Origin of the sequence: Streptococcus sp. 5905 (assembly GCF_013276505.1) — a bacterium.
GTDB lineage: Bacteria > Bacillota > Bacilli > Lactobacillales > Streptococcaceae > Streptococcus.
The window spans coordinates 506,388-532,708 of sequence record NZ_VMLC01000001.1 but is presented as its reverse complement, the minus strand read 5'-3'; the positions used below and the strand labels follow the sequence as shown (position 1 = coordinate 532,708).

Genomic DNA, 26,321 nt, shown 5'->3' with positions numbered 1-26,321 from the left:
CATAGATGTCAACTATACTGTTTCCAAAACTTCTAACTAAGTTAGCTGTTCATGATAAAAATAGATCTATTTTCCCTTATGAAAAATTATCAAACTATAACTCAAAGAAATCCGACTGCTTATAAAAGCAGCCGGATTTTTATATATCTAATTTTTCAAAAAATTTGCCTGTTGACTGCTTTTCTTTTAGCTTCTCAAGCAGCTCATTTTCCAGAAAAGGACTTAGTTCGTCAAAATCTTGACAAACCTTAAAAACAGTCTCTCTATCTATATGGCCAAAAGTTAGTTCATAATAGTCCTTATGATGATGCCAGTTCTGGTCATAATTGATATCTTTCCGTTGATAGTAAACAATATTTTGCTTCGGTGTCAAGTACAGCTTCTGTGTTAGAATACTTTTCTGATCTTTGGACAACTTGCTACGACTGAAAATCTTAACACCTTGAAAGATCTTTCGCTCATGGATACCTTGATTTGTGACTTTTAATTCAACTCTTTTATAGTGCATATAGTCACCTCCAAAAATTACTTTCATTATATCAGAATCTGGCAGATTTTCAAGCAAAAGTGTCATTTCCAAAAGTCTTTAGTCGCATCTAAAATCTGTTCCGTTGGTGTCACAGTTGCTTCAATAATAGTTTTGCCAGTCATTTTCAGATAGGCTTGTATCAGATGATAGCCATAAGCATAGCCTGCAGCATAGGGCATACCAACCGGAATTTGACCCTGTATCTTCGCGATTTCATCACCGTATAGATAAGGAGCCATTTCCGCCATCCCTGTTAGCTGAAGCTGACTTGAGATGATGGGCTTAATCTCTTCTAACTGCTCTGGACTGGTTGAAGTGACCCAAGGCCCAATGAGATCTTTGCCATAGAGCTCAGCAGCAAAAGACTCTGCCAATCCTTCACTGACTACCCAGTCTGCTAGTGTCGTCTGCTGGTTCCATTTGATAAATTGGAAGCGGACATTATGATTGCACTCGTGGGCCAGCGCCGCTTGCACACGTGGCAAAGTATAGTCATTCGGTAGCAGACTAAGCATGAGGTAACCTGGAATTCCACCATCTCCGCTATAACTCTTATTGAGCTGTAACATGGCCTTTTCAGGTTTGCCCAATAAAATAGTAAAATGGTAATCCTCAACCTCTAAATCATAGCCAGCTTGCTCAAAAAGACCGATACTCCTCTTGATGGTTTCCTGGCAGTCCTGCCAGAGTTGATCAGAGCTCAGAGCGTCGATAGCTGGTCTATCCTTTTCTGAGAGAGTTCCGGGTAGCTGATTCATAAAACCAAGTAGGAACAAAGCATCAAATCCTCCGGGATACTTGGCTTTCAGAGGAATATGTTGAGTTTGGTATTTCGTATCAGAAGGTGCCAACATGCCTAGCGACCTTGATGCGATTAAAGTCTACAAGGAAAACAGAATCCTTTATGGACCTGCCAAAGCTGCCAACGCTGGTGGTGTAGCTGTATCAGCACTTGAAATGAGCCAAAACAGCCTTCGCCTTTCATGGACACGTGAAGAAGTTGACGGCCGCCTCAAAGACATCATGACAAACATCTTCAACACAGCTAAAACAACTGCTGAAACATACGGACTTGGTACTGACTACCTTGCAGGAGCAAATATCGCTTCCTTTGAAAACGTAGCAAACGCTATGATTGCCCAAGGTATTGTTTAAGAAATATGCTAAAAACCTCAATCAAAACGATCGAGGTTTTTTTGAAGCTTCATCTTCTATCAAAACTTCTTCTTCCATAGCATTTTTTATTTTTTTGCCCAAAGATAATAACGTTTCTACATCAGAGGGTTTGCTTGTCCCGAGAGGATTCCAAGTAGAAGATGATAAATTTTCATATTCCTTAGACCGAACTCGAAATTTAATATTATCTCCCTTGGTGTCTATGTCTACATTTAAGGCTCTCGCCCCCAGTTTAGGCTCCTTATTTTTTATCCTACAGAAAATAACTTCTCCTGATACAATCTCCTTTCCATTACACCAAATCCTAATATTTCTTCCAGATAATTCTACGACAAAATTCTTCACTAGACTACCTTGTATTTTTTTAATTAAAAGAAAACTAATACCAAAAAACACTAATACTATCGTATAAAGAAAAAGAGGTTGTGATTTAAAAAAATCATTCAGTTTTAAATAGAATATAGCCAACTGTATTCCCAATACAGGAAGCATGAGGAACATGGGAAAAAGGATACCAATTATTATATCTGATTTTGCTGTTGTCGCTGTAAATTCATATCTTTCCATCAATATCACCTTTATAACATTTCCTTTTTATAGAACATTAATCCCATACTAAGACGGATGCATCAGGGAGTTCAATCTCCCTTTCCCCTAGCCAAGATAAATTTTGAACTATTCTAAGGATATTGTACCACTATTTCTGCAAAAAATACCTTAGCAAACATAATCTCCTTCCACAAATACATCTTCGCTTTATCGAGCGCTGGAGTTTGATTGACATGATTCTCTAATCAAACTCCAGAACTTTATGATGAAAATCTTATGGAACAACTGGAGACACTTTATAAATTTTCTCTTTTCAATTATAAAGAAAAACCGCTAATCCTAAGAATAGCGGTTTAATCATGTTTTTAAGCTACTAATGTAGTTTCTCTATTATTTAAGAGTAACTGAAGCTCCAGCTTCTTCCAATTTAGCTTTGATTTCTTCTGCTTCTGCAGTTGGAACGCCTTCTTTGATGACACCTGGTGCACCATCAACAAGTTCTTTAGCTTCTTTAAGTCCAAGACCAGTGATTTCACGTACAACTTTGATAACACCAACTTTTTTGTCACCAGCAGCTGTCAACTCAACGTCAAATGAGTCTTTAGCAGCACCAGCGTCAGCAGCACCAGCTGCAGCAACAGCTACAGGAGCAGCTGCAGTTACACCAAATTCTTCTTCGATAGCTTTTACAAGGTCGTTCAATTCAAGGATTGAAGCTTCTTTAATTTCAGCAATAATGTTTTCAATGTTCAATGCCATTGTTATTTCCTCCAAATAAGTTTTTAATTTTATAATAGTTTTTTTCGTAGCTAGGCTACGCTGCGTAGCTTAAGATTAAGCTGCGTCTTCTTTGCTGTCTGCAACCGCTTTGACTGCAAGAGCAACGTTGCGCACTGGCGCTTGAAGTACAGAAAGGAGCATAGAAAGAAGTCCTTCGCGGTTTGGAAGAGTTGCAAGAGCAACGATTTCTTCTTTAGATGCGACAGCGCCTTCGATTGCACCACCTTTGATTTCAAGTGCTTCAGCGTTTTTAGCAAAATCGTTCAAGATTTTCGCTGGTGCGATAACATCTTCGTTAGAAAATGCTACTGCAGATGGTCCAACAAATACTGATGCAAGATCTTCAAGACCAGCTTTTTCAGCTGCACGACGCAAGATTGAGTTTTTAATGACTTTATACTCAACTTCGCTTCCACGAAGCTCACGACGAAGAACTGTATCTTGCTCAACTGTCAAACCACGAGCGTCTACAACGACGATAGATGCAGCAGCTTTCATTTTTTCAGCTACTACGTCAACTAGTTCCGCTTTTTTAGCAATAATTGCTTCACTCATTAGTGTGTTCACCTCCGTAATTATTTTGCTTGGGGAATTTTCCCAAAAGAAAAACGCGCCCAAACCTAGACACGAAAGTACAATACGCTTCTTTTTACATGATACGTTTTGTCCTCGGTAGGATATTTATGAGTCGAGCTCCCCTACTGTCTTAGGCAGTTTTTTCAAACCGTATATAAGTATAGCATAGACAAAAAAAGAATGCAAGATTTTTGCAAACTTTTTTTGAAATTTTTTTAAATCTCTACCGTCAAAACTTTGCCTTGCTTAACAACCTGCTGTCCTGCAATATAGACATCGTCAACATCACTGGATTTGACCGCATAAACGAGGTGAGATAACATATTTTCCTCTGGTTGAAGATGGATTTTTCCTTGTGGTTGAATCACGAGAAAATCTGCCTGCTTGCCAACTTCTAGGCTTCCTATCTGATTTTCCATTGCTAGAACCTTAGCCCCTTCGATTGTCAGTGCCTTAAGGGCTGTCTCGATAGGGAATTGGCTGGCATCTCCACTCTTCATTTTCTGAAGAAGGGCTGCAGTCCGTCCTTCCTCAAACATGTCTAGATTGTTATTGGAAGCAACCGAGTCTGTCGCAATTCCGACTGCTACTCCTGCTTTTTGGAGTTGGATGATTGGAGCGATTCCTGAGGCCAGTTTTAGATTACTGATAGGATTGTGGGCGATAGCCACTTGAGAAGTCGCCAAGCGTTCAATTTCTCGCTCGTTTAGTTCGATCCCATGAGCAAAGACAGAGGAATGATCTAAGTAACCCAGTTCTTCTAGAAAGGCGAGGGGGCGTTTGCCGTATCGTTTCAGGATAATTCCTGATTCCTCCTTGGTCTCCGCTACATGGATATGGATGGGAATATCCAGCTCTTTTGCCACTTCTAAGCTTTCTTCCAGTAAATCTCTACTACAACTGTATGGTGAATGTGGGGCTACCATAACCTTGAAATTTGGATTTTCATATCCTAAAATTTCCTCTATGATGGCACGTGTTCTGCTTATGGTCTCAGCAGTTGTTTCTGCCTCTGAAGAAAAAAGGGTCGGTGAGAAATAACAACGCATCTTAGATGCCTTGACTGCCTGATAAATTCTCTCAATATCCACACCATTGGGATTATACATATCGTTGAAGGTTGTTGTCCCTGACTGGAGCATTTCTGTCAGAGCTTCTTTGACTGCCTTGGTAGTCATGTCGGGAGTAAACTCAGCTTCTGCTGGCCAGATATAGTCCTTGAGCCATTCATGAAGATTGCTATCATCTCGGATCCCTCGCAAGCCTGTCATAGCAGAATGGGTATGGCAATTAACCAAACCAGGCATGATCCAGGCTCCCTGATAGTCTATAATCTGCTCAGCTTGCTCTAAAATATCTGGCTTCTCTTGACCGACATAGACGATTTGAGAGTCCTTAACAGCCAAGATACCATCCAAATAAACATGGAAATCTTTGTCACAAGTCACGATATTTACATGCTGATAGACTTTCATTGTTTTCTCCTTCTAAGACCGTGATTTTTCTAGCTATTTTAACAAAAAAGTCACCCGAAGGCAACTTTTTTTCCATAATATTGCAAAATAGAATGGATTATTCAGAGCTAAAAGCTGAAGCTTTTTGCATTTGGTAATACTTGCCCTTTCTTGTCATGAGGTCTTGATGATTTCCATGCTCCACGATATCGCCATCCACCAAGACAAGAATCAAATCCGCATCCTGAATGGTTGACAAACGATGAGCAATGATAAAGCTTGTGCGCCCCTTCATGAGTTTGGCAAAGGCATCCTGAACTAGCACTTCTGTCCGCGTATCGATGGAGGAAGTCGCCTCGTCTAAGATAAGAATCTTTGGTATAGCTAGAAAGACTCGAGCGATGGTCAAGAGCTGAGCTTGCCCAACAGAGAGGGATTCTCCTGCATTTTCCAACTTGGTATCGTACCCCTGTGGCAACTGTTGGATGAAAAAGTCTGCATTGGCTGCCTTTGCAGCAGCAATCACCTGCTCCCGACTGGCATCAGGATTTCCAAAGGCAATATTGTCATGAACGGTTCCTTGCTTGAGCCAGGTTTCTTGGAGTACCATGCCAAACTGTTGTCTCAATGATGCTCGGGTATAGTTGTAAATGGAACGACCGTCCAGCAAGATATCTCCCGAGTTAATAGGATAAAAACGCATGAGGAGATTGATAAGAGTTGACTTACCAGCACCTGTCGGACCAACGATGGCTACCTTGCTACCAGCTGGGATATCGATAGACAAATCCTTAATCAAGATCCTTTCAGGATTGTAGCCAAAAGAAACATGCTTAAAGGAAATGGCTCCCTTAACTTGGTCACTGGTCAAGATTTCCTTACCTGTTTCAGCAACCTCAGTACTTTCTAAGACCGCATAGACACGCTCTGCGCAAGCGAGAGCACTTTGCAATTCGGCTAGAACAGAAGAAATATCGTTAAAGGGCTTAGTGTACTGCTGAACATAGTTCAAAAAGGTCACTAAACGCCCGATGGTCAAGGTGGATCCCATCATAATACGATAAGCTCCCACTCCAGCTAAAAGCGCATAAATCAGCGCATTGACAAAGCGAGTCGAAGGATTGACCGTTGAAGAATAAAAGATGGCTGACTGAGAATAGCCTGCGTAGTTGGCATTCGCCTCGTGCAGTCTTTGGATAAACTCTGTCTGAGCATTAAAGGACTGGATAATAGTCTGCTGGCTAAGAGACTCTTCAATCAACTGAGTCTGAATCCCCCTCGTCTCTGTTTGTTTCTGGAAGAGATGATAGGAGCGTTTAGCAATAAAGCGTGAAATCACCATAGACAGTGGCGTCAACAGCAAGACCAAGAGGGTCATGAGGAGATGAATTTGAAGCATGGCTAGAATACTAACCAAAATCATCAAAACGCCAATGAAAAATTGGTTAAAAATCATGGTCAAGCCAGCTGCCAGCTGTTCTATGTCTGTGGTCACACGACTAACCATCTCTCCACTGCCCTGCCGATCCACAAAAGCAATCGGTAAACAATGGAGCTTATGAATGATTCTCTCTCGCAAGTCTCTGGTATAAGAGAAGATTAGGCGATTATAGAGGAGAGGATTGGCCCATTGTACCAGTGTATTTCCTATGACTACCATGATCATCTGGATGAAAATCTGCCAAAAAACTGGTGATGAACCAGACACCAGGACTTGGTCAATGACCTGTCCAATCAGAATAGGTAGGTAAATTGATAAGCCAACTTGGGCAATAGTTCCTAGAAAGGCAAGGAAAAGGAGGAAGGGATGGCTTGCTAAATCTATGGCCAAACGTTTGAGTGTCTGGTTTGCAGTTTGTCGTTTCATGCTAGTCCTCCTTTCCATGTTGAGATGCATTGATTTCGCGATAGACTTGGCTAGTTTTCATCAAGTCATCGTGATTGCCAATAGCTAGGAGCTCCCCTTTTTCCAAGAGGAGAATCTGGTCAGCCATCTGAAGTGTCGAAGTCCGTTGAGAAATCAAGATTAAGCTCGTGTTTGACAAATTTTCTCGGATAGCTTTCAAGAGCTTGGACTCGGTAATGGTGTCCAGTGCCGAGGTCGCATCATCTAGGATGAGAAATGGAGCTTGGCGTAAGACTGCTCGTGCGATAGACAGCCTTTGTTTTTGTCCGCCTGAGAAATTTCGCCCTCCTGCCTCAACTAGGGCATCCAAAAGTCCTTCCTTTTCACTGACAAAATCCTTAGCTTGCGCAATCTCCAAGGCCTGCCAGAGTTCTTGATCAGATACTTCTTGATTGAAACCTAAAGTCAAGTTAGAACGAATAGTTCCCTTAAAGAGTTCGACTTTTTGAGGCACATAGGCAATCCAAGACCGCCACTGCTCAAGATTACGAGGACTACGTCCATTTCGATAAAGGTCAATGCTCCCCTGGTCTGCTGGATAAAGTCCAAGTAAGACTTGCACCAAGCTTGATTTACCTGAACCAGTTCCTCCGATGATACCAAGGATTTGCCCTTGCTTCATATTAAAGGAAATGTCTCTCAGAGAAGGCTGGGCTGCATCAGGATAGGTAAAGGTCAATTCTTGGACTTGTAAAACTTTATCGCTGATAACTTTCTTTTGTTCTAATTCTGAATGGATATCTTCGGGAGCCTCGGCAAAGACTTCCTCGATTCGCTTGGCTGAGATATAGGATTGATTAAGAGAATTTATCAGCATGGCGAGCTTAACCAATTCCACCAAGATTTGCAAGAGGTAGTTGATGAGGGCAATCAGGGCACCTTGACTGAGCAAGCCTTCCTGAATAGAAATATAGCCCTGCCAGATGATGACGAGAAGAGTCCCATTAACAATCAGATAGGTCAGAGGTGTTAATAAACTAGACCAGAAGCCTGTTTTTTCTTGCAATCTAGCATAAACTTGGTTAAGAGTTTGAAAAATTTGTAACTCTCGTTTTTCCTGACCAAAAGCACGAATAACTCGCATCCCTTGCAATTGCTGGCGCGTTTCCTGAACCAATTGGTCCGTTTTTTTTCTGAGATTGCTGTAAAGAGGATTGACCAGTCGAGAGAGGCCGACAATGACAATCGTCAAAATGACAACCATAACTAAAAACCAAAAAGTCAGCTCAGCTGAGATGCGATAGGCCATAAAGATAGCTCCAAAAACGATAATAGGCGCTCGCAAAAAGAGGCGCAGGAATTGATTGATACCAGTCTGTATCTGGTAAGTATCCGAAGTCAAGCGAGTCACCAGACTAGAGGTCGTCAAACGGTCTCTGCTATCCTTGGGTAGGGAAAGAATATGACGATAAAGATCATCTGTCAATTCCTTGGCAAACCCAACCGCAGCCTTGGCTGAGTAAAACTGGGCTACCAGGGCCACTAAAACACCAATCACTGCAAAGATAAGGAGCAGGCCAATCTGCATCCAGAGGTGTCCTTGATTTCTCTGGGGCAAGGATTGGTCAACAATCTCAGCAATCACCATGGGAACCAAGAGTTCAAAAACAGCTTCTAGCAGCTTGAACAAGGGGGCTAAAATGGATTCTTTGATATAGGGTTTGAAGTAAGATAGTAAGTGTTTCATAGATCCCTTCTATTCTTATTCTGGAAATGAAGAAAGTGGGAAGCCCCACCCTCTCCGTTTTATTTGTTTAAGTAAGGTAATAGATAGCCATATCCTGCTTTTTCCATCTCATCCTTGGATACAAAGCGCAAGGAGGCAGAATTAATACAGTAACGCAAGCCACCTAACTCCTGAGGTCCATCTGTAAAGACATGACCCAAGTGAGCATTTCCTGACCGAGAACGAACCTCGATTCGCTCCATTCCATGGCTCAAATCCTTGTAATAGTGAATCAATTCCTTAGAAATCGGACGGCTAAAACTTGGCCAACCACAACCTGAGGCAAACTTATCCTTTGCAAAAAAAAGTGGTTCACCCGTCGTGATGTCTACATAAATCCCTTCTTCAAAGGTTTGGTCATAGGCATTGGTAAATGGCGCCTCTGTAGCAGCTTCTTGTGTAACACGGTAAGACTCTTCAGATAAACTTTTCCTTAACACCTCTTGACTAGGCTTTTCATAGTTAGAGGCGTCAATCAAGGGCTTCTCAGCATCCGTCACATCGATATGACAGTAACCAGAAGGATTTTTCTTGAGATAGTCTTGATGGTAGTCTTCAGCCAAAATGTAGTGGCGAAGTTTCTCCACTTCTACTGCAATCTTTCGACCAAGCATACGCTCCTGCTCCTGAACCACTGTGTAGATAACTGGCAAGTCTGCTTCATCCTGATAATAGATTCCCGTTCGATATTGGCGACCACGGTCATTCCCCTGCTGGTTAATAGACAAGGGATCAATAACACGGAAATAATAGAGCAAAATCTCTCTGAGTGACACTACTTTCTCATCATAAATCACTTGAACCGTTTCTGCATGGTCTGTTTCCTTAAGTAGCTGATAATTGGTCGTTTCAACTTGCCCATTAGCGTAACCAACACTAGTTGCTAGCACTCCAGAAATACGTGAAAAATACTCTTCTAGCCCCCAAAAACAACCACCTGCTAGATAAATTTCTGCCATCTTTATTTCTCCTTTATCAAGTTTTTAACTAGACTTCTTTTCAAAAAAAGGATAGGAAGCCCTCTAGTCGAGACTTTCCCCATCCTATCTTCTATTTCTTTACTTTGTTTCGACACGGACACCTTGCGTATCAACTTTCAAATCATGAAGTTTGCCTTTGAAAGACTGCTTTTGCAATTCTGCCTTAATCTTCGGCATCTTGTCATGAGAAGCCAAGACCATAACTGTTGGTCCGGCACCAGAGAGATAGGTTGCATAGGCACCATTCTCTTTGGCTACTTGCTTAATCGTCGCAAATTCACGGACCAGACTTTGACGATAGCGCTCGTGGAAGAGGTCTCCCTCAATCGCTTGACCAGCAGTCACCATGTCTCCTGCCAACAAGGCTGAAACGGCCACATTGGCGATAGAACTAGCTGCAACGGCTTCCTTGTAGGACAATTTTTTAGGCAGGACACCACGGCTGTCTCGAGTGCGTAATTCATAGTTTGGAATGTAAGCTAGGAAATCACACACCGGGAAGTCTGCCACAATAGCAGAGACTTTCCCTTCAACAGAACTCGCAATAACAAGATTTCCATAGATAGCTGGAGCCACATTGTCAGGATGCCCTTCAATCTTAGTAGCCAGCTGCAATTTGTCGTGGTCAGATAAGTTGAGCTTGCCCAGCTGGTTAGCTAGTTCAATCCCAGCAACAATAACAGAGCTGGAAGAACCCAAACCACGCGCTAGGGGAACTTCACTGGTCATTTTCAAGCGTCTCGGTTGTAAGTCTGGCGCAATTTGCAAGGCAATTTTAAGCAAGAGATTACGCTCGTCATGTGGAATCCATTTGCCAATCTGGTGTTCAATCAACCACTCATCTCGTTCTTCACAGACCTCAATTTGAAGATACTTGGTTACAGCTACACCGACCGAATCAAAACCTGGCCCGATATTGGCACTGGTTGCAGGTACAATAATCTTCATCCTATTCTCCTAACACCTTGAAGGTATTCAAGAGGTCAAATGCTGAAGCTTTGGTCAACTCAGCTGAAACATTCTCAAGTTGTGCTTTATTAATCTTATGAGTGATAATCACTACACGCGCCTTGTCACCCTCTTTGCCATCTTGGAGGATTTGCTTGAAGGAAATATCTTGAGCATTAAAGATTTCAGCCAATTTCAAGACCTGACCTTTTGAGTCTGGAGCCAAGATTGAGAAATAGTAGTTTGCTTTAACATCTTCAGGATTAGCCAAGACCAATTCACGGCTATATTCGTTGAAGTCTTTACCAATAGTACCATCATTCAAGCGACGAACGATACGGACAATATCTGCTACAACACTTGTTGCAGTTGGTTTTTGACCCGCACCTGGTCCGTAATACATAGACTCACCGATACCGATAGATTCTACAAAAACAGCGTTCATTACCCCATTCACACTGGCAAGTGGATGTGCTTTAGGTAGGAAGGTTGGAGTCACTTCTGCAGCAATACCTGAAGGAGTTTCCTCGATAGAACCAACCAATTTCACTACATAGCCCAAGTCTTGGGCTACAGCTACGTCTTCTGGTGTGATGTTACGGATTCCCTTGTGGGCTACATCGTCAAAAGCAACCTTCATCCCAAAAGCAAACTGGCTCAAAATCACCATCTTGTAGGCTGCATCAATCCCATCAACGTCATTTGTAGGGTCGCTTTCTGCAAATCCAAGTCTTTGAGCTTCAGCCAGAGCATCATCGTAAGACCAGCCTTCTTCCACCATCTTGGTCATCATGAAGTTGGAAGTTCCATTAACAACGCCAAGAACGCGCGTAATTTTGTCAGAAGCCAACGAATTTGCCAAAGTACGAAGAATTGGAATCCCACCAGCTACTGCTGCTTCATAGTAAAGTGCTACATTATGATCTTTAGCGATTTCTAACAATTCTGCGCCATGTACAGCCAAAAGGTCCTTGTTAGCAGTAACAACGTGTTTCCCAGCTTCTAAGGCACGAGTGATAAATGTCTTAGCTGGTTCGATACGCCCCATCAATTCCACTACGATTGTAATGTCCTTGTCTGCTAAAATATCATCTACATTGGTTACAAAGTTAAAGTCATTTCCTGCTGCAAGCAAGCGGTTCTTTTCATCTTCATCCTTGACCAATACCTTGGCTACTTCAATCTCTGAATGAGCTGACTGAACGATTTTTTCTCCATTTTCCTTTAGGAGGAAAGGCACGCCACTTGCAACGGTACCAAATCCAAGTAAAGCAATTTTAACTGTCATGTTTGTCTCCTAGAAATTTTCTGATATAGCCATTATAACAGAATTTTATGAAAATTCCTATTATAGTAAATCACTATTTCGGTCTAGAAAAGAAAAAACGAATCCCAAGATTCGTCTTTCCTGATAAATGAAAATTGATTTTAAAAATTATGAACGAATCTTTTGCAGATTAAGAACTGCATCGTGATTGATCAAGATTTGCCCATACTCTTGCAAGACTGAGCGACTGATGTCACTGTCGTCTGCAAATTCACGCATACGAGCCAAGAGCCAGGCTGGATATGGACTTGGATGATTTTCCACATCGACTAAGATTGTCAAATAGTAGTGCCCATTCATCTTATAGAGTTCAGATGTTTCCATCTGATAGTTAACCGTCTTTGCAAAAGCAACCAAGTCAGCAAGGCTTGAAAAGCGCAGGATATAGTATATATAAGGTTCTTTCTTACTCTCAGTCTCCTTGTTCGCCTGCTCTTGCTCTTCTTCCTTTGCTTCGGCCTGCTCTAGAGATTGGATGGCCTCAATATCGTCCTTGGTTTTATCTGCAATACTCTTTTCCAAGGTTTTGAGAAATTCATCTGGTGACATTTGGGCCAATTCTTCCATGTCTGGTAAATCCGCCAAATCTTCAAAATCCAGATTCTGGTCAATCTTGGACTTGGTCACAAAGACATCCACCTTATCAGGTTTTGGCGTCACACGGAAACTCAGCATGCCACTGTCCAAGAAATTGTCTGGCATTTCCAGTTCATCTAAAATAGCATAGAAAAACTCTTCGGTTTTTTCCTGAGGAACAAGAAAGTCTGCAATCTCCATTCCTCGGTCCATCAAATCATCTAAAGTCATCGTGATTTTCAGTGTTGTATCACTAATTTGTTTCATCTTCATATCTAGTAACCTCTTACTTTCAGTCTATCTATTATACTAGATTTTTACGATTTTATCAAAAGAATGAAGCTGGAATGTGATATAATACTAGATATGATTTAAGATTTAAGAAAGAAAGTTCAATGAAAAATATAAAAGTAAACGCCTTGGCCAGCTTGCTGGTCAATATTCTCAATATCGTTTTTCCGCTGATAACCAACCCTTATCTGACGCGGATCCTCAGCAAATCCAACTACGGTTATTTCAATACCGCCAATACCTGGGCTAGCTTTGTTATTCCACTAGCTGCCTTTGGGATTTACAACTACGGGATTCGTGCTATCAGTAAGGTTAAGGACGATAAGAATAAAATCAACTATGTCTTTTCTAAGTTGTTTTATATCTCGGTTTTCACTTCTCTCCTGACGACTGGTATCTACTTCCTCTTTATCTTCTTTGACACCAGCATTGAGAATCTGAAAGTTCTCTACTACATCCTAGGAGCTCAAGCACTCTTCCAATTTCTCAATATCGAATGGATGAACGAGGCTTATGAAAACTATGCCTTTATCCTTTACAAGACATTGATTATTCGAATTACCATGCTGGTCGCTATCTTTGCCTTTGTCAAAACTGCTGATGATATTGTTCCCTACGCTATCGTCATGACTGCGACAACTATCCTCAACTACCTCCTTAGTTTTCTTTGGATCAAAAGAGAAGTCTCCTTTGTCAAAATTGGTTTCATCGAGTTAGCTAAGGCTTCTAAACCACTCTTTACTATGCTTCTCTTGGCAAATGCCAATATGCTTTATACCTTGCTAGATAGAATGTTTATCACCAAGGGACCAGATGAAAATTATATTTCTTATTATACAATTGCCTATAGCATCGTCATGCTGATTGCTGGTGTCTTAAGTGGAGCTATCAGTGTCAGCATTCCACGTCTCGGCTACTACCTTGGGAAAAAGGATTACAATTCTTATAATTATCTTGTAAATCAAGCGGCATCATTATTCTATTTTCTCATGATTCCAACTAGTTTTGGGATTATGATTTTGGGAAAGTACGCAACGGTTATCTACTCTTCTGAAAAGTATCTTGAGGCAGGTATCGTGACCAGCGTCTTCGCCTTTCGAACCATTATCTGGGCTATTGAATTGATTCTTGGTAAGCAAATTATCTTTATCAATGACCACGAGAACCGCTTGACTGCTTTCTACTTTGCTGGTGGTGGAGCAAATCTCCTCTTCAACTGTATCTTGTATATCAATAATATTTTTGCCCCTGAGTATTATATTGCTACGACCATTATTGCAGAAGCCATCGTTGTTCTCTTAGAAATTCATTTTATTAGGAAACACCAACTAATCAATTTAAAAGAAATCTTTGTGACCTTAACACGTTATGGTCTCATATCCCTTGGATTTATTCCGATCTTCTATATTTTCAAGATGATTTTCCAAATCAGTTCCTATACGGTGAACCTCAACATGATCCTCATGGTTCTCTCTACCATAGCTACTTGTGGAATCTACTATCTCTTGACGCTTTTTATCGCCAAAGACAAAACATTACACTATGCACTGAACCTAGTACTAGCTAAGATCAAAAGAAACTAAAAGAACACCCTACTGATAAACGAGCGTTTATCAGTAGGGTGTTTCTTATTTATTCTTTTTCTTTCTTGTCAGAAGTATTGGCTTCTAGATTTGAATCTTGTTTTGGCTGTTCAGCAATAGAGGAACTAGCTTCTTGCTTCTTCTCTGACTGATCTGCTTCACCATTGACAGCAGCAACAGCCTGTCTCCAAATGCCTTCCTCGTTTACCTTATAACCATCCGGTGTGGTGGCATTTTTCAACAAAGAGCCATCTGTTTGGAAATAGTACCAATTACCGTCAATTCGTTTCCAACCGGTCTGCATAGCTCCTGATTCATCAAAGTAATAATGGTCGCCATTGATTTTGTGAAGACCAACTAGCATGATGCCATCTTCAGGATTGAGATAATACCAGATTCCTTTATCCTTTATCCAACCTGTCTTCATAGCTCCACTTCCTTCAAAGTAACGATAATGATTATCAAACCATTTCCAGCCTGTTTGCATAGCTCCTGATGCACTAAAGTAATACTGCTTACCATCTACTTGTTGGAAACCGACCAGCATGATACCTTCCTGATCTTCAAGATAATACCATGTTCCTTGATCCTTCAACCAACCAGTTTTCATAGCTCCTGAGTCAGCGTAGTAATGCCAGTGTTTATCAAGCCACTGCCAGCCTGTTTGCATGGCACCGCTGGTATTCAAATAGTAACGCGTACCGTTGATTTCTTGTTTCCCAGTCTGCATAATACCATCTTGATTTAGATAATACCATTTCTCATTATCCTTAATCCAGCCTGTTTTCATAGCTCCTGAGTTCGCATAGTAATACCAATTGTTCTCTAGCCATTTCCAGCCTGTTTGCATGGCACCACTAGCGTTCAAGTAGTAACGAGTACCATTTATATCTTGTTTTCCAGTGAGCATGATGCCATCTTTGTCCAGATAATACCAAGTATCCTGATCCTTGATCCAACCAGTTTTCATAGCTCCAGAACTTGCAAAATAGTCCCAGTGACCATCAACAAAGGCCCAGCCTGTTTGCATGACACCTTCTTGATTAAAGTAATATGTGCTTCCATTGATATTCTTTTTACCGATAGTCCGTAGCCCATCCTCATCATAGAAATACCAATCTGAGTCAATCTTTTGCCAAGTTGAAGGCTTACCTGCTGTTTGGAGTGCACCACTGTCTGTAAAGAACATCTTCTTGCCATTAAAGACTTGATTTCCTGTTAGCATCTTTCCATCTGCTGCAAAGAGATATTTCTTCCCTCCAATTTCAGAGAGCTCGCTAAATCGTCTAGCACCATTTGATTGGATATAATACCAATGACCATCCAGCTTGAACCAACCGCCTGTTTGCATTTTACCATTTGAGTTGAGATAGTAATCATTCCCCTTAGCATTTTCTCCCCAATCATCATTAAGGTGAAGCCAGCGTCCTGCTTGCATTTGCCCTTTTCCATTAAAGAAGTAAGTGGCTCCGCCAATCTCTTTCCAACCGATAGCCATTTCTCCATCTGCTAAACGATATTTCCAGTAGCCACCTTCTTGATACCATTTTTCGTCAACTACAGGGATGTCAGGGAAGAGATTAGAAACATTAGCAAATCCGCTATCACTAATATCAAAAACAGTTGCATCCTGAGTTTGACTAGAAGCTCTGAGAACTTGAATATTTTTCTTTTGGAGATATTCTCTGGTTGAAGCAACATTAATATCACCACCAGTTGTTTGAATAATCATCTTTGGTGATAGGTTTTCAAGAAAATTAATCGTATTTGAAATTGTCGCATCATAATGATGATTCCATTTCATCATATCAACCTTGCCGATAACTGGACCTAACTTATCTTCCGCTCCTTCGGCATTATCCAAATCTCCACCAAGGTAGATTCTCTTTCCTGCCACAGTCACCACTGAAACGATTGAGTTTGAGTTATCATCTCGAACTTTTTTCAGGTTACCATCAGCATCATATTCATTTTTATAATTATAGAGTTGGATATCCATATCACCTAATTTAAAGTGACTATCCTCGTCTGTAATATTCTGAATAAGAGTAACCCCTCGTTTTTGTGCGGCTCTCAAAGCATTATCGTAATTAAAAAGATTATCCCAGAGTCCCCAGTTTGCTGTGATCCGATCATCTGAATATTTTTTCAAATAAAACTTACCGACTTGATATCGATTGAGTATTTCGTCCGCTCCACCAATATGGTCACTATGGACATGAGTTCCTATAATAAAATCTAATTTTTTAACACCAATCTGATCAAGATGGCGAATCAAACGGTCTTCCAAGACTTGATAATTTCTCATGGAAATTCCCCAACGACTTGGATAGCGTGGATCACTCCCATCAGGAAAGTCATAATCTTCCCCCATATCAATCAAGGCATAATGACCATTGCTTTCCAGAAGGATAGCATCACTCCCAGATTTTGCTTTAGTATTTATGAAATGGATACGATTGCCTGAACCAGCAGTAATAGTGTCTGCATTAACTTGTTGTGATAAACCAATCAACACACAAAGGAAAGCAAGTAAACCATAACTGACTAATTTAACTAATCTTTTATTCTTCATCTTGAACACTCCTTTCTCGATGAAAACAATCTCTTACTAATCAATCCAATAATTCTTATCAGTTCCTGGAACCTGCTGTTCAACAGGTGGTGGAGTCATATAGTCTGCTCCAAATTCGTAGACAAGAATTTCATGATATTTTCTCGGAACCTTCACTACGATGTTTTCGTATGGCATATCAACCAGATCATAGAGCCATTCTTTTTTGATTCCCTCTGGAAAACTTGGATCAAATATCGTACAGGTAAGATCTGTAGCTTGATTTATACTATATTTCAAAGCAAGGTTCTCTAATTTTTGATTCCAAGTTTGTGGAGAACTTAAGCGAAAAATAGCTGACCCAATATAGCGAGGCAGATTTTTTATCCCCCCATTTTCTAATTTAATTCCTTTGAAATTCAGAGAAGAAAGGCGGATGAAATGTTTGTAGAGCTTCATTTTCTTACAATCACTTTCCTCCGTCACGACACCATCATATGGAAAAATGTCAACGCAAGTTCCCAATACGACTGTCGGGTCCAGAAGATTGGCATCTCTACGTGTTCGAATATCATGGACACGCATATAACTGTACGGATAGCCTTTTGTTTCTCTAAATGAAATCAATTTGTAATAGGGATGATTCTCATTTTTTAAAACCTTATAAAGCTTTTCAAATTCATCTCGCGCTAAGGAAATATCTGTATCATCATCCCAAGGGATAAATCCTTTATGGCGGACAGCTCCTAGTAAGGTTCCAAAATCAATAAAATATTTAATCTGATGCTTTTCACATAGTTCATGTAGATACTTTAAAATATCCAACTCCACTTGTTTTATTTCTTCAAGACTTAAAACTCTCTCAGACATACGTTTTATTCTCCTAATTTTGACTAATTTTTTAAACGATTTTTAACTGCGATTTGCTTACTTAGAACTTTTAGTGATTTTCCACAGTTTGAAATCATGGTGAGATACTCTCTGTTCAAGAGGGGGCAATTGCATGTAATCTCCATAGTCCGAGGTCAAAATTTCATGGTAGTGTTTTGGAATCATAAATTCCTTACCTTCAAACGTTCCCACAATCACTTGTTCTAACCACTCACGTTTCCAAACTGGCTTATTCATATCCTTGTAAATCAAATAGTCAACTTGCTCGTAGTCAGCAACTGCTCTAGTTTTAGCAAGCTCATCAATTTGCTCAACATACTTATTCGTATTTGTGAAATAGAAAATGACAACAGAAATATAACGAATTAAAGAATTTAGTAGACTTTTTGTATTAGTAATTCCTTTAAAAGTGTAACAACTCAATTGACGTTTCTTTATGAGTTTCGTCATCTTGTTTTTAAAATCTGCATCATCTTCATAACCATCTACAGGGAAAATATCCACATAAATTCCCATATTGGAATCAATTCGTACATCTTCTTCTAGCAAGTAGGTATGGTTATCCTGCACTTTCATAAAAGGATAGACATAGTTGAGATTATTTTTATAAGACATGACCTCGTAACGTTCATCAGGGTTAGCGATAAGGTAGTCTTGCAACTTTTCATAATCTTCTCGTAACATACAGATATCCATGTCATCATCCCAAGGAATAAATCCTTGATGGCGAACCGCACCAATTAGACTTCCGTATGCTAAGAAATACTTGACACCAATTTTCTGACAAACCTCGTGAATGTACTCCATGATTCCAAGTTCCATCTGTTGAATTTCACTGACATCTGTTACTTCTTGATACCAAACTCCTTCATCCCGTTTGCAAACCACTAGTCCATAACCGATTGCCAACCAAAAGATGATATTGATAAAGTTGGTTGAATACATAATCTGACTTTCAAATAATTGACCAAAAAAGATACCAAAGAAAAGTATCATAATCAATTTATCAGTATTTTTCTTGGAAACAATCAAATACGTTAAAAAGCGCTTGATGACATAACCCAATATAAGAAGGAAGGATACCAAGCCTAGAACTCCCGAACTGACAAATATGGTTACAAAAATATTATGGAAATTCCCACCAATAAGGGAGTTTTGAATCTCAAATTTACTGAAATATTCTGTATAGTAATCTGGAACATTCCGTACACCATAACCAAAAATTGGTTTGGCACTTCCCATCTTGATGGCATTTTTCCAGATATAGGTTCTACCACTTGGTGTTGTTTCAATTAGATGGAGTTCACCGTTCTTCTTGGTAACAGACGAATCTGTCTCAGCGTAGGACTGTCCTTTGTTTAAGTCAAAAACAGTCGCAGTTTCAGATGCGATATAGATTGAGGTTGCATAGCTTAATCCAATGTTGGTTGCAGTAATAAGCAAACCAGCAACTATAAAAGTGAGGAATCGTTTAACGATACTTCCTCTAGTAGCAAAGAAACTATAGAGTCCAATCATGAGAAGTAAAGAAAGTAAGGCTCCCCGACTTTGCATTGTAGCGAAGTAAACTAATTGAATCACATTGTTCAGTTTAAGATAAACAGAATATTTACTTCCTTTATGGATCAAATACATGGCCAAAATAATGCTAATATATGAAAATATCGCACTAGCATTAGGATTGACAATTCCCCACAGACGTCCATTCATGACACCATAATAATAAGATTGCTCGCCAATTTTAAATAGGATAAGGACTCTACTTACTAATAAACCAAACGCAAAAATTGCTGAAGAAAAAGATACAATTTGAACCGTATATGCAATCCAGTCAAATAATTTTTTAAGTTGCCCTGATTGTAACATGGTAAATAATAAAACATAGGTTACCATGAAAAGGATTTCAATCACATTTCCAATCAAATGTCCAGAGCGATTGAATACTGCCGACAGTAGGTGGCTTCCAGATAGGAGTCCAAATAAGGATAGAAATTTACGATCTACTGTGATTTCTTTCCACTTAAACAATAAGGTATAGCAAATATAAAACACTACAATCGCTGATAATCCCTTGTAGAGGGGATTTGCTACCTTATAAACCAGTGAACTCATACTTAAAATCGAAATGAAAACAAATAGATATGCAATCCATAGTTTTGATTTTTCAAAGTATTCATCCAATTTTGAAAAATTCATTTTCAACTCCTTCTCATGATATTAGTTTTTTAATCCAACAATTTTCTTATATAGCCATGGAGAAATGACAAGTGAAAGGATCGCTACCTTGCGAAAAGTAGTGAAATAAGCATCCTTCCATATTTCGCGTCGATGCCGAACAATCCAAGTCCTCAACTCAGCTTTCTCCTTTTGGTACTGTTCAGATGAAGTAAAGATAATTTTATCGTAAACTGTGACGTACGACCAACATTCTCTATTTTTTAATTCAGGTTTTAAATCAGGAAAAGCTTGTGAAACTTGAGCAATTATTTGCTGATAAACTTCTATCGTGTCAAACACATGCTGATTAACAGATGTTGTTGCACTTCCCTCACGATGGTCATAAAAATAAACAGGTTTGTCAATAAATACGCAACTGCATCTTGTCTTTAGTAGCAATTCAGTTAAAAATAGAGCATCTTCAGCTAGGTGATAATTTGTATTAAACTTTTCATCCACAAGCAGGTCTCTCTTAAACAGTTTTGCGACTGGAAAAAATGACGTTCTGGTGGTCATCAGTAGTTCCTTCATGGTTTCTTCTGTTGACCAGAGTTCTGTTTTTCCAGAATGTGGAGGTAAGTCTGTCACAATGCCGTTTTTGATATGGTGCAGAGGAGCAATTACAAAGCCTATATTTTCCCCCTCAACTGCACTAGCTAAAGTAGCTAGATAATCTTTAGTAACGAAATCATCGCTATCAATAAAGGTGATCCAAGCACCCGTCGCCAGCTTGATTCCCGTATTTCTAGCATTTGAGACTCCAGCATTTTCTAGATGATAGACCTTGATATTCTCATGCCGAGAGGCTAAATTCTCACAGATCATTCCGCTGGAATCGGTAGAGCCATCATTGATCAGAATTAGTTCAAAATTGGTATAAGTTTGATGAAGAATTGACTCCACACATCGTTCCAGATAGGCTTCTACATTATAGACTGGAACAATGACGCTAATTTTTTCTTCCATCATGCCCCATATTCTCCCTTGTATTCTGTATAAGACTTATCCATATCAGCTATGACAGCATCATGATGCGGTACTTGCTTGTCCGCTGGTGGCGGTGTCATATAATCCCCAAAAGCAGTGCTGAGATAGGCATCATAGCCGACTGGAATGGGCATCTCAGTTCCTTCAAATGGCAAGAAAAGATTGTCTTCAAAAGATGCGATCGGGTACTTGTTTCTCATGTAGCCAGGACCTGAGCATAATTCCGTGATTCCATCGCTCTCAGTCAGACCATACTTGGTCATTTCTTTTTCAGCTTTTTTCCAAATGCGATAACGTAGAGATTTGGGAGTCAAACCGAGTAAGATACGACTTCCCCATTTCATGATGGCACCATGCTTTTCTGGGATAGTTTGGGCGCAAAATAGTGAATAAATCAAGGCCCAACGAACCTGTTTCTTACGCTCAGCTGGATTTTTAGGATAATAATCTAAAGGCAAAACGTCCAAAGCCAAACCATGTGGCAAATCCAAATCCTTCTGATAAGGCTTGATACAGGTCGTTTCCTTATCACGAATGGTAATAAAGAGGTTTCGATCGACAAACTCCTTGTTACTTTTTGATAAGAAATAGCGCTCATTTGCATAACGAGGCCATAGTTCTGCCAACTTTTCATAGTCCTTGCGAGGCATGAAAAAATCTAAGTCATCATCCCAAGGAATGAAGCCCTTATTACGAAGGGCACCAATAGCCCCACCACCACAGAGATAGCACAACAAATTATGTTCTTTACAAAACGCGACGAAATATTCAGCCATTTCCAGACTACGAGCCTGAATCGCTTTCAAATCACTCATGTCTCTCCTCTTCTGTCCAATAACGAGTTATATCGTTTTATTATACCATAAAAAAGTCTTAAAAATCCATCAGATACCGTAAAAAATCAAAGCCAATCCACCATTTTTACTGGTGAATGAAGCTTTGATTTTCATTTATTTACCTCTTATCTCATTCCCATTTGGGCGAGTTTAGCCCGGTATTTGTTTTGGTCGACAAGTAGACCTTGTCCTCCGTAGACATCATAAGCATCTACCCAATCGCCAAGTTCTGGCACTGTCAATCTTTCAATACCGTTCTGTGCGCCTTCGATAACTGACAAACCATTAGTCAGCAGGAAGGTATAAGGTAGATTGGTTGAGGTCATTCCAAAGACCTTTCCAAGTGCCTCTGATCCTGTAAAGAGTTTGGTTGGATCTTTGATTTGCTCAAGAACAGCTGACATGACCTGCTGCTGACGTTTGGTACGACCATAGTCTCCTTCATCATCATCACGGAAGCGAGCGTAATTGAGCAAGGTCGAGCCATTCATCTGCTGTTTCCCAACTTTAATAGTTTGAGTTGGTGATTCCGTTTCTGTTGCATGTAGGTCATCTCCAACTGTGGCTTCTGTCAGAGGCTGACCATTTAACGTTGAAAACTTAGCGTCTATAGTCACCCCATCAGGAAATAGCGTATCAATAGCAGTTGCAAACGCTTGGAAATCTACCAGAGCATAGTACTTAATGTCCAAATCAAAGTTGTCTTTTAGAACCTTGCGGACCATTTCTGCCCCTTTTCGCCCTTCTTGTTCCCCGAGTTCATAGGCAACATTTAGTTTATTATCTGTTTGTTTCTTGCCATTCACAATCTGGCTGTAGCCATCAATATAGACTAGGTTGTCACGCATGAAGCTGACTAGCTTGATTTTCTTATCCGAACCACTAACATTCAATACCATAATCGTGTCTGTGCGAGTTTCTGCACTATTTTGACCAATACGGCCATCTGTCCCCATGATTAGGATATTCACCCCGTCTTTGGTATCTTGACCATTAAAGACCTCTACTTGTGCCGCTTTTGCATCAGCTGGCTTATTGCTAGTAGTTGCCGACTGGAAACCTCGAAGGAACATAATAATCATGCCCGCAGCCACACAGGTTACCAACAGTAAAAGCCAAATTAGAACTCGTTTAAAAAATCTTCTTGGTTTCTTCTTTTTCACTTTTGGAAGAGAGGGAATTTTCTGATGTCTATTCGAGCGACTTTGATTGGAATACTGTGGAATCCCAATGTCCTTCCCTAGATTTTTTTCCCTTTCAACTTCATTAGAGGGAAATCCACCGTCCATTTTTCTTTTTAAATAGTCAAATTCTCTCTTTTCTCTGTCATTTAGGTAATGAATATTCTTAAAAAGGTAGTCATAGCGTAACTGCTCATGATGACTTAAAGGGCTTTCTTTGCTCATAGGCTCTCCTTTCCTAAATCTCTAATGGTGAAAATAGGGTAGGTTCCCAATATCTTGTACTGGATCCCAATTGTTTCGAGTTCTTGTCTGGCAAAATGAACCAGCTCTTTGGCACTATAATCCACATCAATAATGAAAAAATATTCTCCCAAGGCTGTTTTAAGGGGGCGACTTTCAATCTTGGTTAAGTCAATCCCTCTCCAAGCAAAGGTTGAAAGAGCCTTGTAGAGGGCACCGGGAAGATTGTCCGGTAAGGTTAAGGCTAGACTCATTTTTTCATTTTGTGATTGTAGAGGGATAGTGGGAATCTCGGACCCTAAAACCCAAAAACGAGTGAAATTGGCTTCCATTTCTTGGATATCTTCTGCTATCAACTCCAAACCATACTCGGCAGCTGAGTTTCTAGGGGCAATAGCTGCAAAAGGCTGGTCTGGGTGTTCAGCAATGAAGCGGGCTGCATAGGCTGTGCTTGCCGTTACTTCAAGCTGGGCTTCTGGGTAATGCTCATCTATGAATTTCTTTCCTTGAGCCAGAGCTTGAGGGTGGGAAAAGATTTTCTCAATTTTTGACTGACCAGGAACTGTCATCAGTTGCTGATGAATGGGTTGTACTATTTCTGCAACTGCTTGGATGCGAGCCTGGTGAAAAAGATAATCCAAGCTTTCATGAACACTACCTTCGATAGAATTTTCAACTGGCACCACAGAATAATCCACCAAGCCTTGCTCATAAGCCTTGATAACATCTGTGATATTGGCAAAAGCCTGCAATTCCTCTTTGGGAAAGGCTGTCTGCACAACATGATGCGAAAAAGATCCCTTGGGACCTAGATAGGCAATTTTCATCTCAGTTCCTCTATAATTTCCTCTGGGCTTAGCTTGGTCACATCCAGAACCCGACTGGCTACTTCCTCATACCAAGTCTGTCTTTCTTGGAAAATACTGGCTAATTCTTTCTTGCTTTTGTTAAGAAAGAGCGGGCGCTGATTGCCCTTATCAGCTGCGATACGTTGGTAGAGAGTTTCAAAATCTGCTTTTAGGTAGATGTTATCAGGATTGGTCTTGAGCAAGTCACGATTTCGCTGAGAAATAACAACTCCTCCGCCAGTTGACACAACTCGGTCCGTTTTTAGTAAATCAGCTAGAACTTCTGACTCCACCTGACGAAAGGCTTCTTCTCCATTTTCAGCGAAAGAATTTGCAATGGACATGCCCAAACGTTCCTCAATTAAGGCATCCATATCGATGTAGTCTGGGTCCAAGCCTCTAGCGATTGTCGACTTGCCAGCCCCCATAAATCCGAGTAAGACCTTAGCCATGGATCAAGGTCTCCAAATCATCGAAAAAGCTAGGATAGCTAGTATTGATGGCTTCTGCACGGTCAAGCTCTACTTCTCCATCTGCAACCAAGAGAGCTGCAATGGCCGTCATCATTCCGATTCGATGGTCACCAAACGTATTAACTCTAGCGCCATGAAGTCTTGATTTCCCTTTGATAATCATCCCGTCTGCTGTAGGAGTGATATCCGCCCCCATGCTATTTAAGGCATCTGCCACCACCTGAATGCGATCGGTTTCCTTGACCTTGAGTTCTTCAGCATCCTTAATGACCGTTACACCTTGCGCTTGTGTCGCTAGAAGGGCAATAATAGGCAATTCATCAATCAAACGTGGAATCAAGGCTCCACCAATCTCTGTTCCTTCCAGGTCTGAAGACTCAACAGTCAGGGTTGCAGATTTAGCGATTGGATTGATTTCTGTCATTTCCAATTTCCCACCCATAGCGCGAATGACGTCAATAATACCTGTACGCGTTTCATTGATGCCCACATTCTGCAGCACTACACGAGAGTTTGGAACAATCAAACCTGCGACCAACCAAAAGGCTGCACTGGAAATATCACCTGGAACGATCACCTCTTGTCCTAACAGTTTTTGTGGTCCTTGGACTGTAATTTTCTTGCCATCCACACTTAAATGACCACCAAATTGCTGAAGCATATCTTCGGTGTGGTTACGAGTACATTCTTTCTCGATAATAACGGACTCCCCCTGAGCCTGCAAGGCTGCAAATATCAAGGCAGACTTGACTTGCGCAGAGGCGATTGGCAACTCATAATGAATCGGTCTTAAATTTTTCGTCCCTTTTAGGCGAAGAGGAGGCAGGTCTCGCTCGGTTTGCCCTGAAATGCTAACGCCCATTTTTTTCAGTGGAAGGGTCACACGATCCATAGGGCGTTTGGAAAGACTATCATCTCCAAACATCTCTACTTCGAAGTCTGCACCAGCAAGGACACCTGAAATCAGGCGAATCGAGGTGCCAGAATTTCCCATATCAAGGGCATTTTGCGGAGCTTTTAAGCCATCCATACCCACACCTTGAATGGTAATAACCCCGTCTTTATCCTCAATCTCAACACCAAGGTCACGAAAAACTTGAATAGTCGAAAGCACGTCCTCGCCACGCAAAATATCATAAACCTTGGTCTCGCCCTCAGCCAAACTTCCAAAAATAATCGAACGGTGGCTGATAGACTTGTCACCTGGAACCCGGATATTGCCATGTAAGTGGCGAATGTTTGTTTTTAGTTTCATAGTTGACCTCATACTTGCAATACTTTTTCTTATTTTATCACAAAAAAGCCAGAAATTCCTGAAATTTCTGGCTTTTATACAGATAAAATACTATTTCAATAATTCTGAAACAGGTTCAAAGACAATTTTTTCAATGTCTGAAAGGTAAATAGATAATTGTTGCTGTTTGGCAAAGAAATCTGACAAAAGAGCGTTCTCTTGGATTTGCTTACTGAAAGACTGCATCTTTTCTTGGAAAGAGGCGTCTGGCATTTGTCCAGTCTGCGCCATGACTTGGATTTCTTGCTGGAAGGCGATATAGTCTGCAAAAATCTTGCTAGCTTGTTCATCAGCTTGGATGGCATCTTTTGCTGCCTTAACCGCCTTGTATTCTGGTAATTCGCGTAATCCGCGACTGAGTTCATTTGCACTATCGTAAATATTTGACATGATTTT

22 protein-coding genes, 2 pseudogenes and 1 other annotated feature are annotated in these 26,321 nt (G+C 40.5%); of the genes and pseudogenes, 2 read left to right on the top strand and 22 right to left on the bottom strand.

All coding sequences use genetic code 11. The features are described 5' to 3' along the window. Positions 1-139: 139 nt before the first annotated feature. Together HT680_RS02595 and HT680_RS02590 are read right to left on the bottom strand one after the other, a co-directional pair. Positions 140-508 carry an EXLDI protein gene (locus tag HT680_RS02595; RefSeq protein WP_084976376.1) on the bottom strand — a complete coding sequence of 123 codons (369 nt, stop codon included), beginning with the start codon at positions 506-508 and terminating at the stop codon, positions 140-142. 62 nt (positions 509-570) lie between these two features. Further along, positions 571-1,383: pseudogene (locus HT680_RS02590) on the bottom strand (DUF2268 domain-containing protein); the annotation flags it as partial. Here HT680_RS02590 and HT680_RS02585 point away from each other — a divergent pair. After that, positions 1,364-1,684 (top strand): annotated as a pseudogene (locus HT680_RS02585) (NADP-specific glutamate dehydrogenase); the annotation flags it as partial. The pseudogenes HT680_RS02590 and HT680_RS02585 overlap by 20 nt on opposite strands. 21 nt (positions 1,685-1,705) lie before the next feature. On the opposite strand, the gene HT680_RS02580 reads toward HT680_RS02585, so the two are convergent. From HT680_RS02580 to mecA, 10 genes are all read right to left on the bottom strand, one after another. Further along, positions 1,706-2,272: a hypothetical protein gene (locus tag HT680_RS02580; RefSeq protein WP_000443020.1), complete on the bottom strand. Its 567-nt coding sequence runs from the start codon at positions 2,270-2,272 to the stop codon at positions 1,706-1,708. Between the two features lie 372 nt (positions 2,273-2,644). Next, positions 2,645-3,013, bottom strand: a complete 369-nt coding sequence (gene rplL / locus HT680_RS02575) for a 50S ribosomal protein L7/L12 (RefSeq protein WP_001196964.1) — start codon at positions 3,011-3,013, stop codon at positions 2,645-2,647. A 75-nt stretch (positions 3,014-3,088) separates the two neighbouring features. After that, a complete protein-coding gene (gene rplJ / locus HT680_RS02570; protein WP_125848708.1) occupies positions 3,089-3,589 on the bottom strand; it encodes a 50S ribosomal protein L10 in 501 nt (166 codons plus the stop codon). Between the two features lie 38 nt (positions 3,590-3,627). After that, positions 3,628-3,763 (bottom strand) — a sequence feature (ribosomal protein L10 leader region). Positions 3,764-3,825: 62 nt separating this feature from the next. After that, positions 3,826-5,085: a TRZ/ATZ family protein gene (locus HT680_RS02565; RefSeq protein ID WP_173258007.1), complete on the bottom strand. Its 1,260-nt coding sequence runs from the start codon at positions 5,083-5,085 to the stop codon at positions 3,826-3,828. Positions 5,086-5,182: 97 nt separating this feature from the next. Beyond that, positions 5,183-6,931 (bottom strand): ABC transporter ATP-binding protein, encoded by a 1,749-nt coding sequence (locus tag HT680_RS02560; protein ID WP_173258005.1) that lies wholly within the window; start codon positions 6,929-6,931, stop codon positions 5,183-5,185. Position 6,932: 1 nt separating this feature from the next. Further along, positions 6,933-8,657, bottom strand: coding sequence for an ABC transporter ATP-binding protein (locus HT680_RS02555; protein WP_173258002.1), 1,725 nt, complete (start codon positions 8,655-8,657; stop codon positions 6,933-6,935). 59 nt (positions 8,658-8,716) lie between these two features. Next, on the bottom strand, positions 8,717-9,655 hold the full coding sequence (gene msrB / locus HT680_RS02550; protein ID WP_173258000.1) for a peptide-methionine (R)-S-oxide reductase MsrB: 939 nt from the start codon (positions 9,653-9,655) through the stop codon (positions 8,717-8,719). 99 nt (positions 9,656-9,754) lie between these two features. Next, a complete protein-coding gene (gene thrB, locus HT680_RS02545; RefSeq protein ID WP_173257998.1) occupies positions 9,755-10,624 on the bottom strand; it encodes a homoserine kinase in 870 nt (289 codons plus the stop codon). A 1-nt stretch (position 10,625) separates the two neighbouring features. Beyond that, positions 10,626-11,912, bottom strand: a complete 1,287-nt coding sequence (locus HT680_RS02540) for a homoserine dehydrogenase (protein WP_173257996.1) — start codon at positions 11,910-11,912, stop codon at positions 10,626-10,628. A 147-nt stretch (positions 11,913-12,059) separates the two neighbouring features. Further along, positions 12,060-12,800 carry an adaptor protein MecA gene (gene mecA, locus HT680_RS02535; RefSeq protein WP_173257994.1) on the bottom strand — a complete coding sequence of 247 codons (741 nt, stop codon included), beginning with the start codon at positions 12,798-12,800 and terminating at the stop codon, positions 12,060-12,062. 122 nt (positions 12,801-12,922) lie between these two features. On the opposite strand from mecA, the gene HT680_RS02530 reads away from it, so the two are divergent. Further along, positions 12,923-14,401, top strand: coding sequence for an oligosaccharide flippase family protein (locus tag HT680_RS02530; protein WP_061417070.1), 1,479 nt, complete (start codon positions 12,923-12,925; stop codon positions 14,399-14,401). A gap of 49 nt (positions 14,402-14,450) precedes the next feature. Here the strand turns inward: HT680_RS02530 and HT680_RS02525 are convergent, their stop codons facing one another. The 10 genes from HT680_RS02525 to HT680_RS02480 all read right to left on the bottom strand — a co-directional run bounded on the left by HT680_RS02525 (position 14,451) and on the right by HT680_RS02480 (position 26,315). After that, positions 14,451-16,976, bottom strand: a complete 2,526-nt coding sequence (locus HT680_RS02525) for an MBL fold metallo-hydrolase (protein ID WP_173257992.1) — start codon at positions 16,974-16,976, stop codon at positions 14,451-14,453. A gap of 36 nt (positions 16,977-17,012) precedes the next feature. After that, positions 17,013-17,825 carry a LicD family protein gene (locus HT680_RS02520; protein WP_173257989.1) on the bottom strand — a complete coding sequence of 271 codons (813 nt, stop codon included), beginning with the start codon at positions 17,823-17,825 and terminating at the stop codon, positions 17,013-17,015. Between the two features lie 57 nt (positions 17,826-17,882). Then, positions 17,883-20,042, bottom strand: a complete 2,160-nt coding sequence (locus HT680_RS02515) for a LicD family protein (RefSeq protein ID WP_173257987.1) — start codon at positions 20,040-20,042, stop codon at positions 17,883-17,885. A 21-nt stretch (positions 20,043-20,063) separates the two neighbouring features. Next, entirely contained in the window at positions 20,064-21,032 is a 969-nt protein-coding gene (locus HT680_RS02510) for a glycosyltransferase family 2 protein (protein WP_173257984.1), read from the bottom strand. Continuing rightward, positions 21,029-21,865, bottom strand: a complete 837-nt coding sequence (locus HT680_RS02505; RefSeq protein ID WP_173257981.1) for a phosphorylcholine transferase LicD — start codon at positions 21,863-21,865, stop codon at positions 21,029-21,031. Before HT680_RS02505 ends, HT680_RS02510 begins: the two co-directional genes overlap by 4 nt. A 146-nt stretch (positions 21,866-22,011) precedes the next feature. Next, positions 22,012-23,292, bottom strand: coding sequence for an LCP family protein (locus HT680_RS02500; RefSeq protein WP_173257979.1), 1,281 nt, complete (start codon positions 23,290-23,292; stop codon positions 22,012-22,014). After that, positions 23,289-24,137: a prephenate dehydratase gene (pheA, locus tag HT680_RS02495; RefSeq protein WP_173257977.1), complete on the bottom strand. Its 849-nt coding sequence runs from the start codon at positions 24,135-24,137 to the stop codon at positions 23,289-23,291. Before pheA ends, HT680_RS02500 begins: the two co-directional genes overlap by 4 nt. Beyond that, entirely contained in the window at positions 24,134-24,610 is a 477-nt protein-coding gene (locus tag HT680_RS02490; RefSeq protein ID WP_173257974.1) for a shikimate kinase, read from the bottom strand. The genes pheA and HT680_RS02490 overlap by 4 nt, the downstream gene beginning before the upstream one ends. Further along, entirely contained in the window at positions 24,603-25,886 is a 1,284-nt protein-coding gene (gene aroA / locus HT680_RS02485; RefSeq protein WP_173257972.1) for a 3-phosphoshikimate 1-carboxyvinyltransferase, read from the bottom strand. The genes HT680_RS02490 and aroA overlap by 8 nt, the downstream gene beginning before the upstream one ends. A 90-nt stretch (positions 25,887-25,976) precedes the next feature. Beyond that, the gene (locus tag HT680_RS02480; RefSeq protein WP_000065971.1) at positions 25,977-26,315 is read right to left on the bottom strand and encodes a YlbF/YmcA family competence regulator; all 339 of its coding nucleotides are present in this window, start codon (positions 26,313-26,315) and stop codon (positions 25,977-25,979) included. Positions 26,316-26,321: the final 6 nt, after the last annotated feature.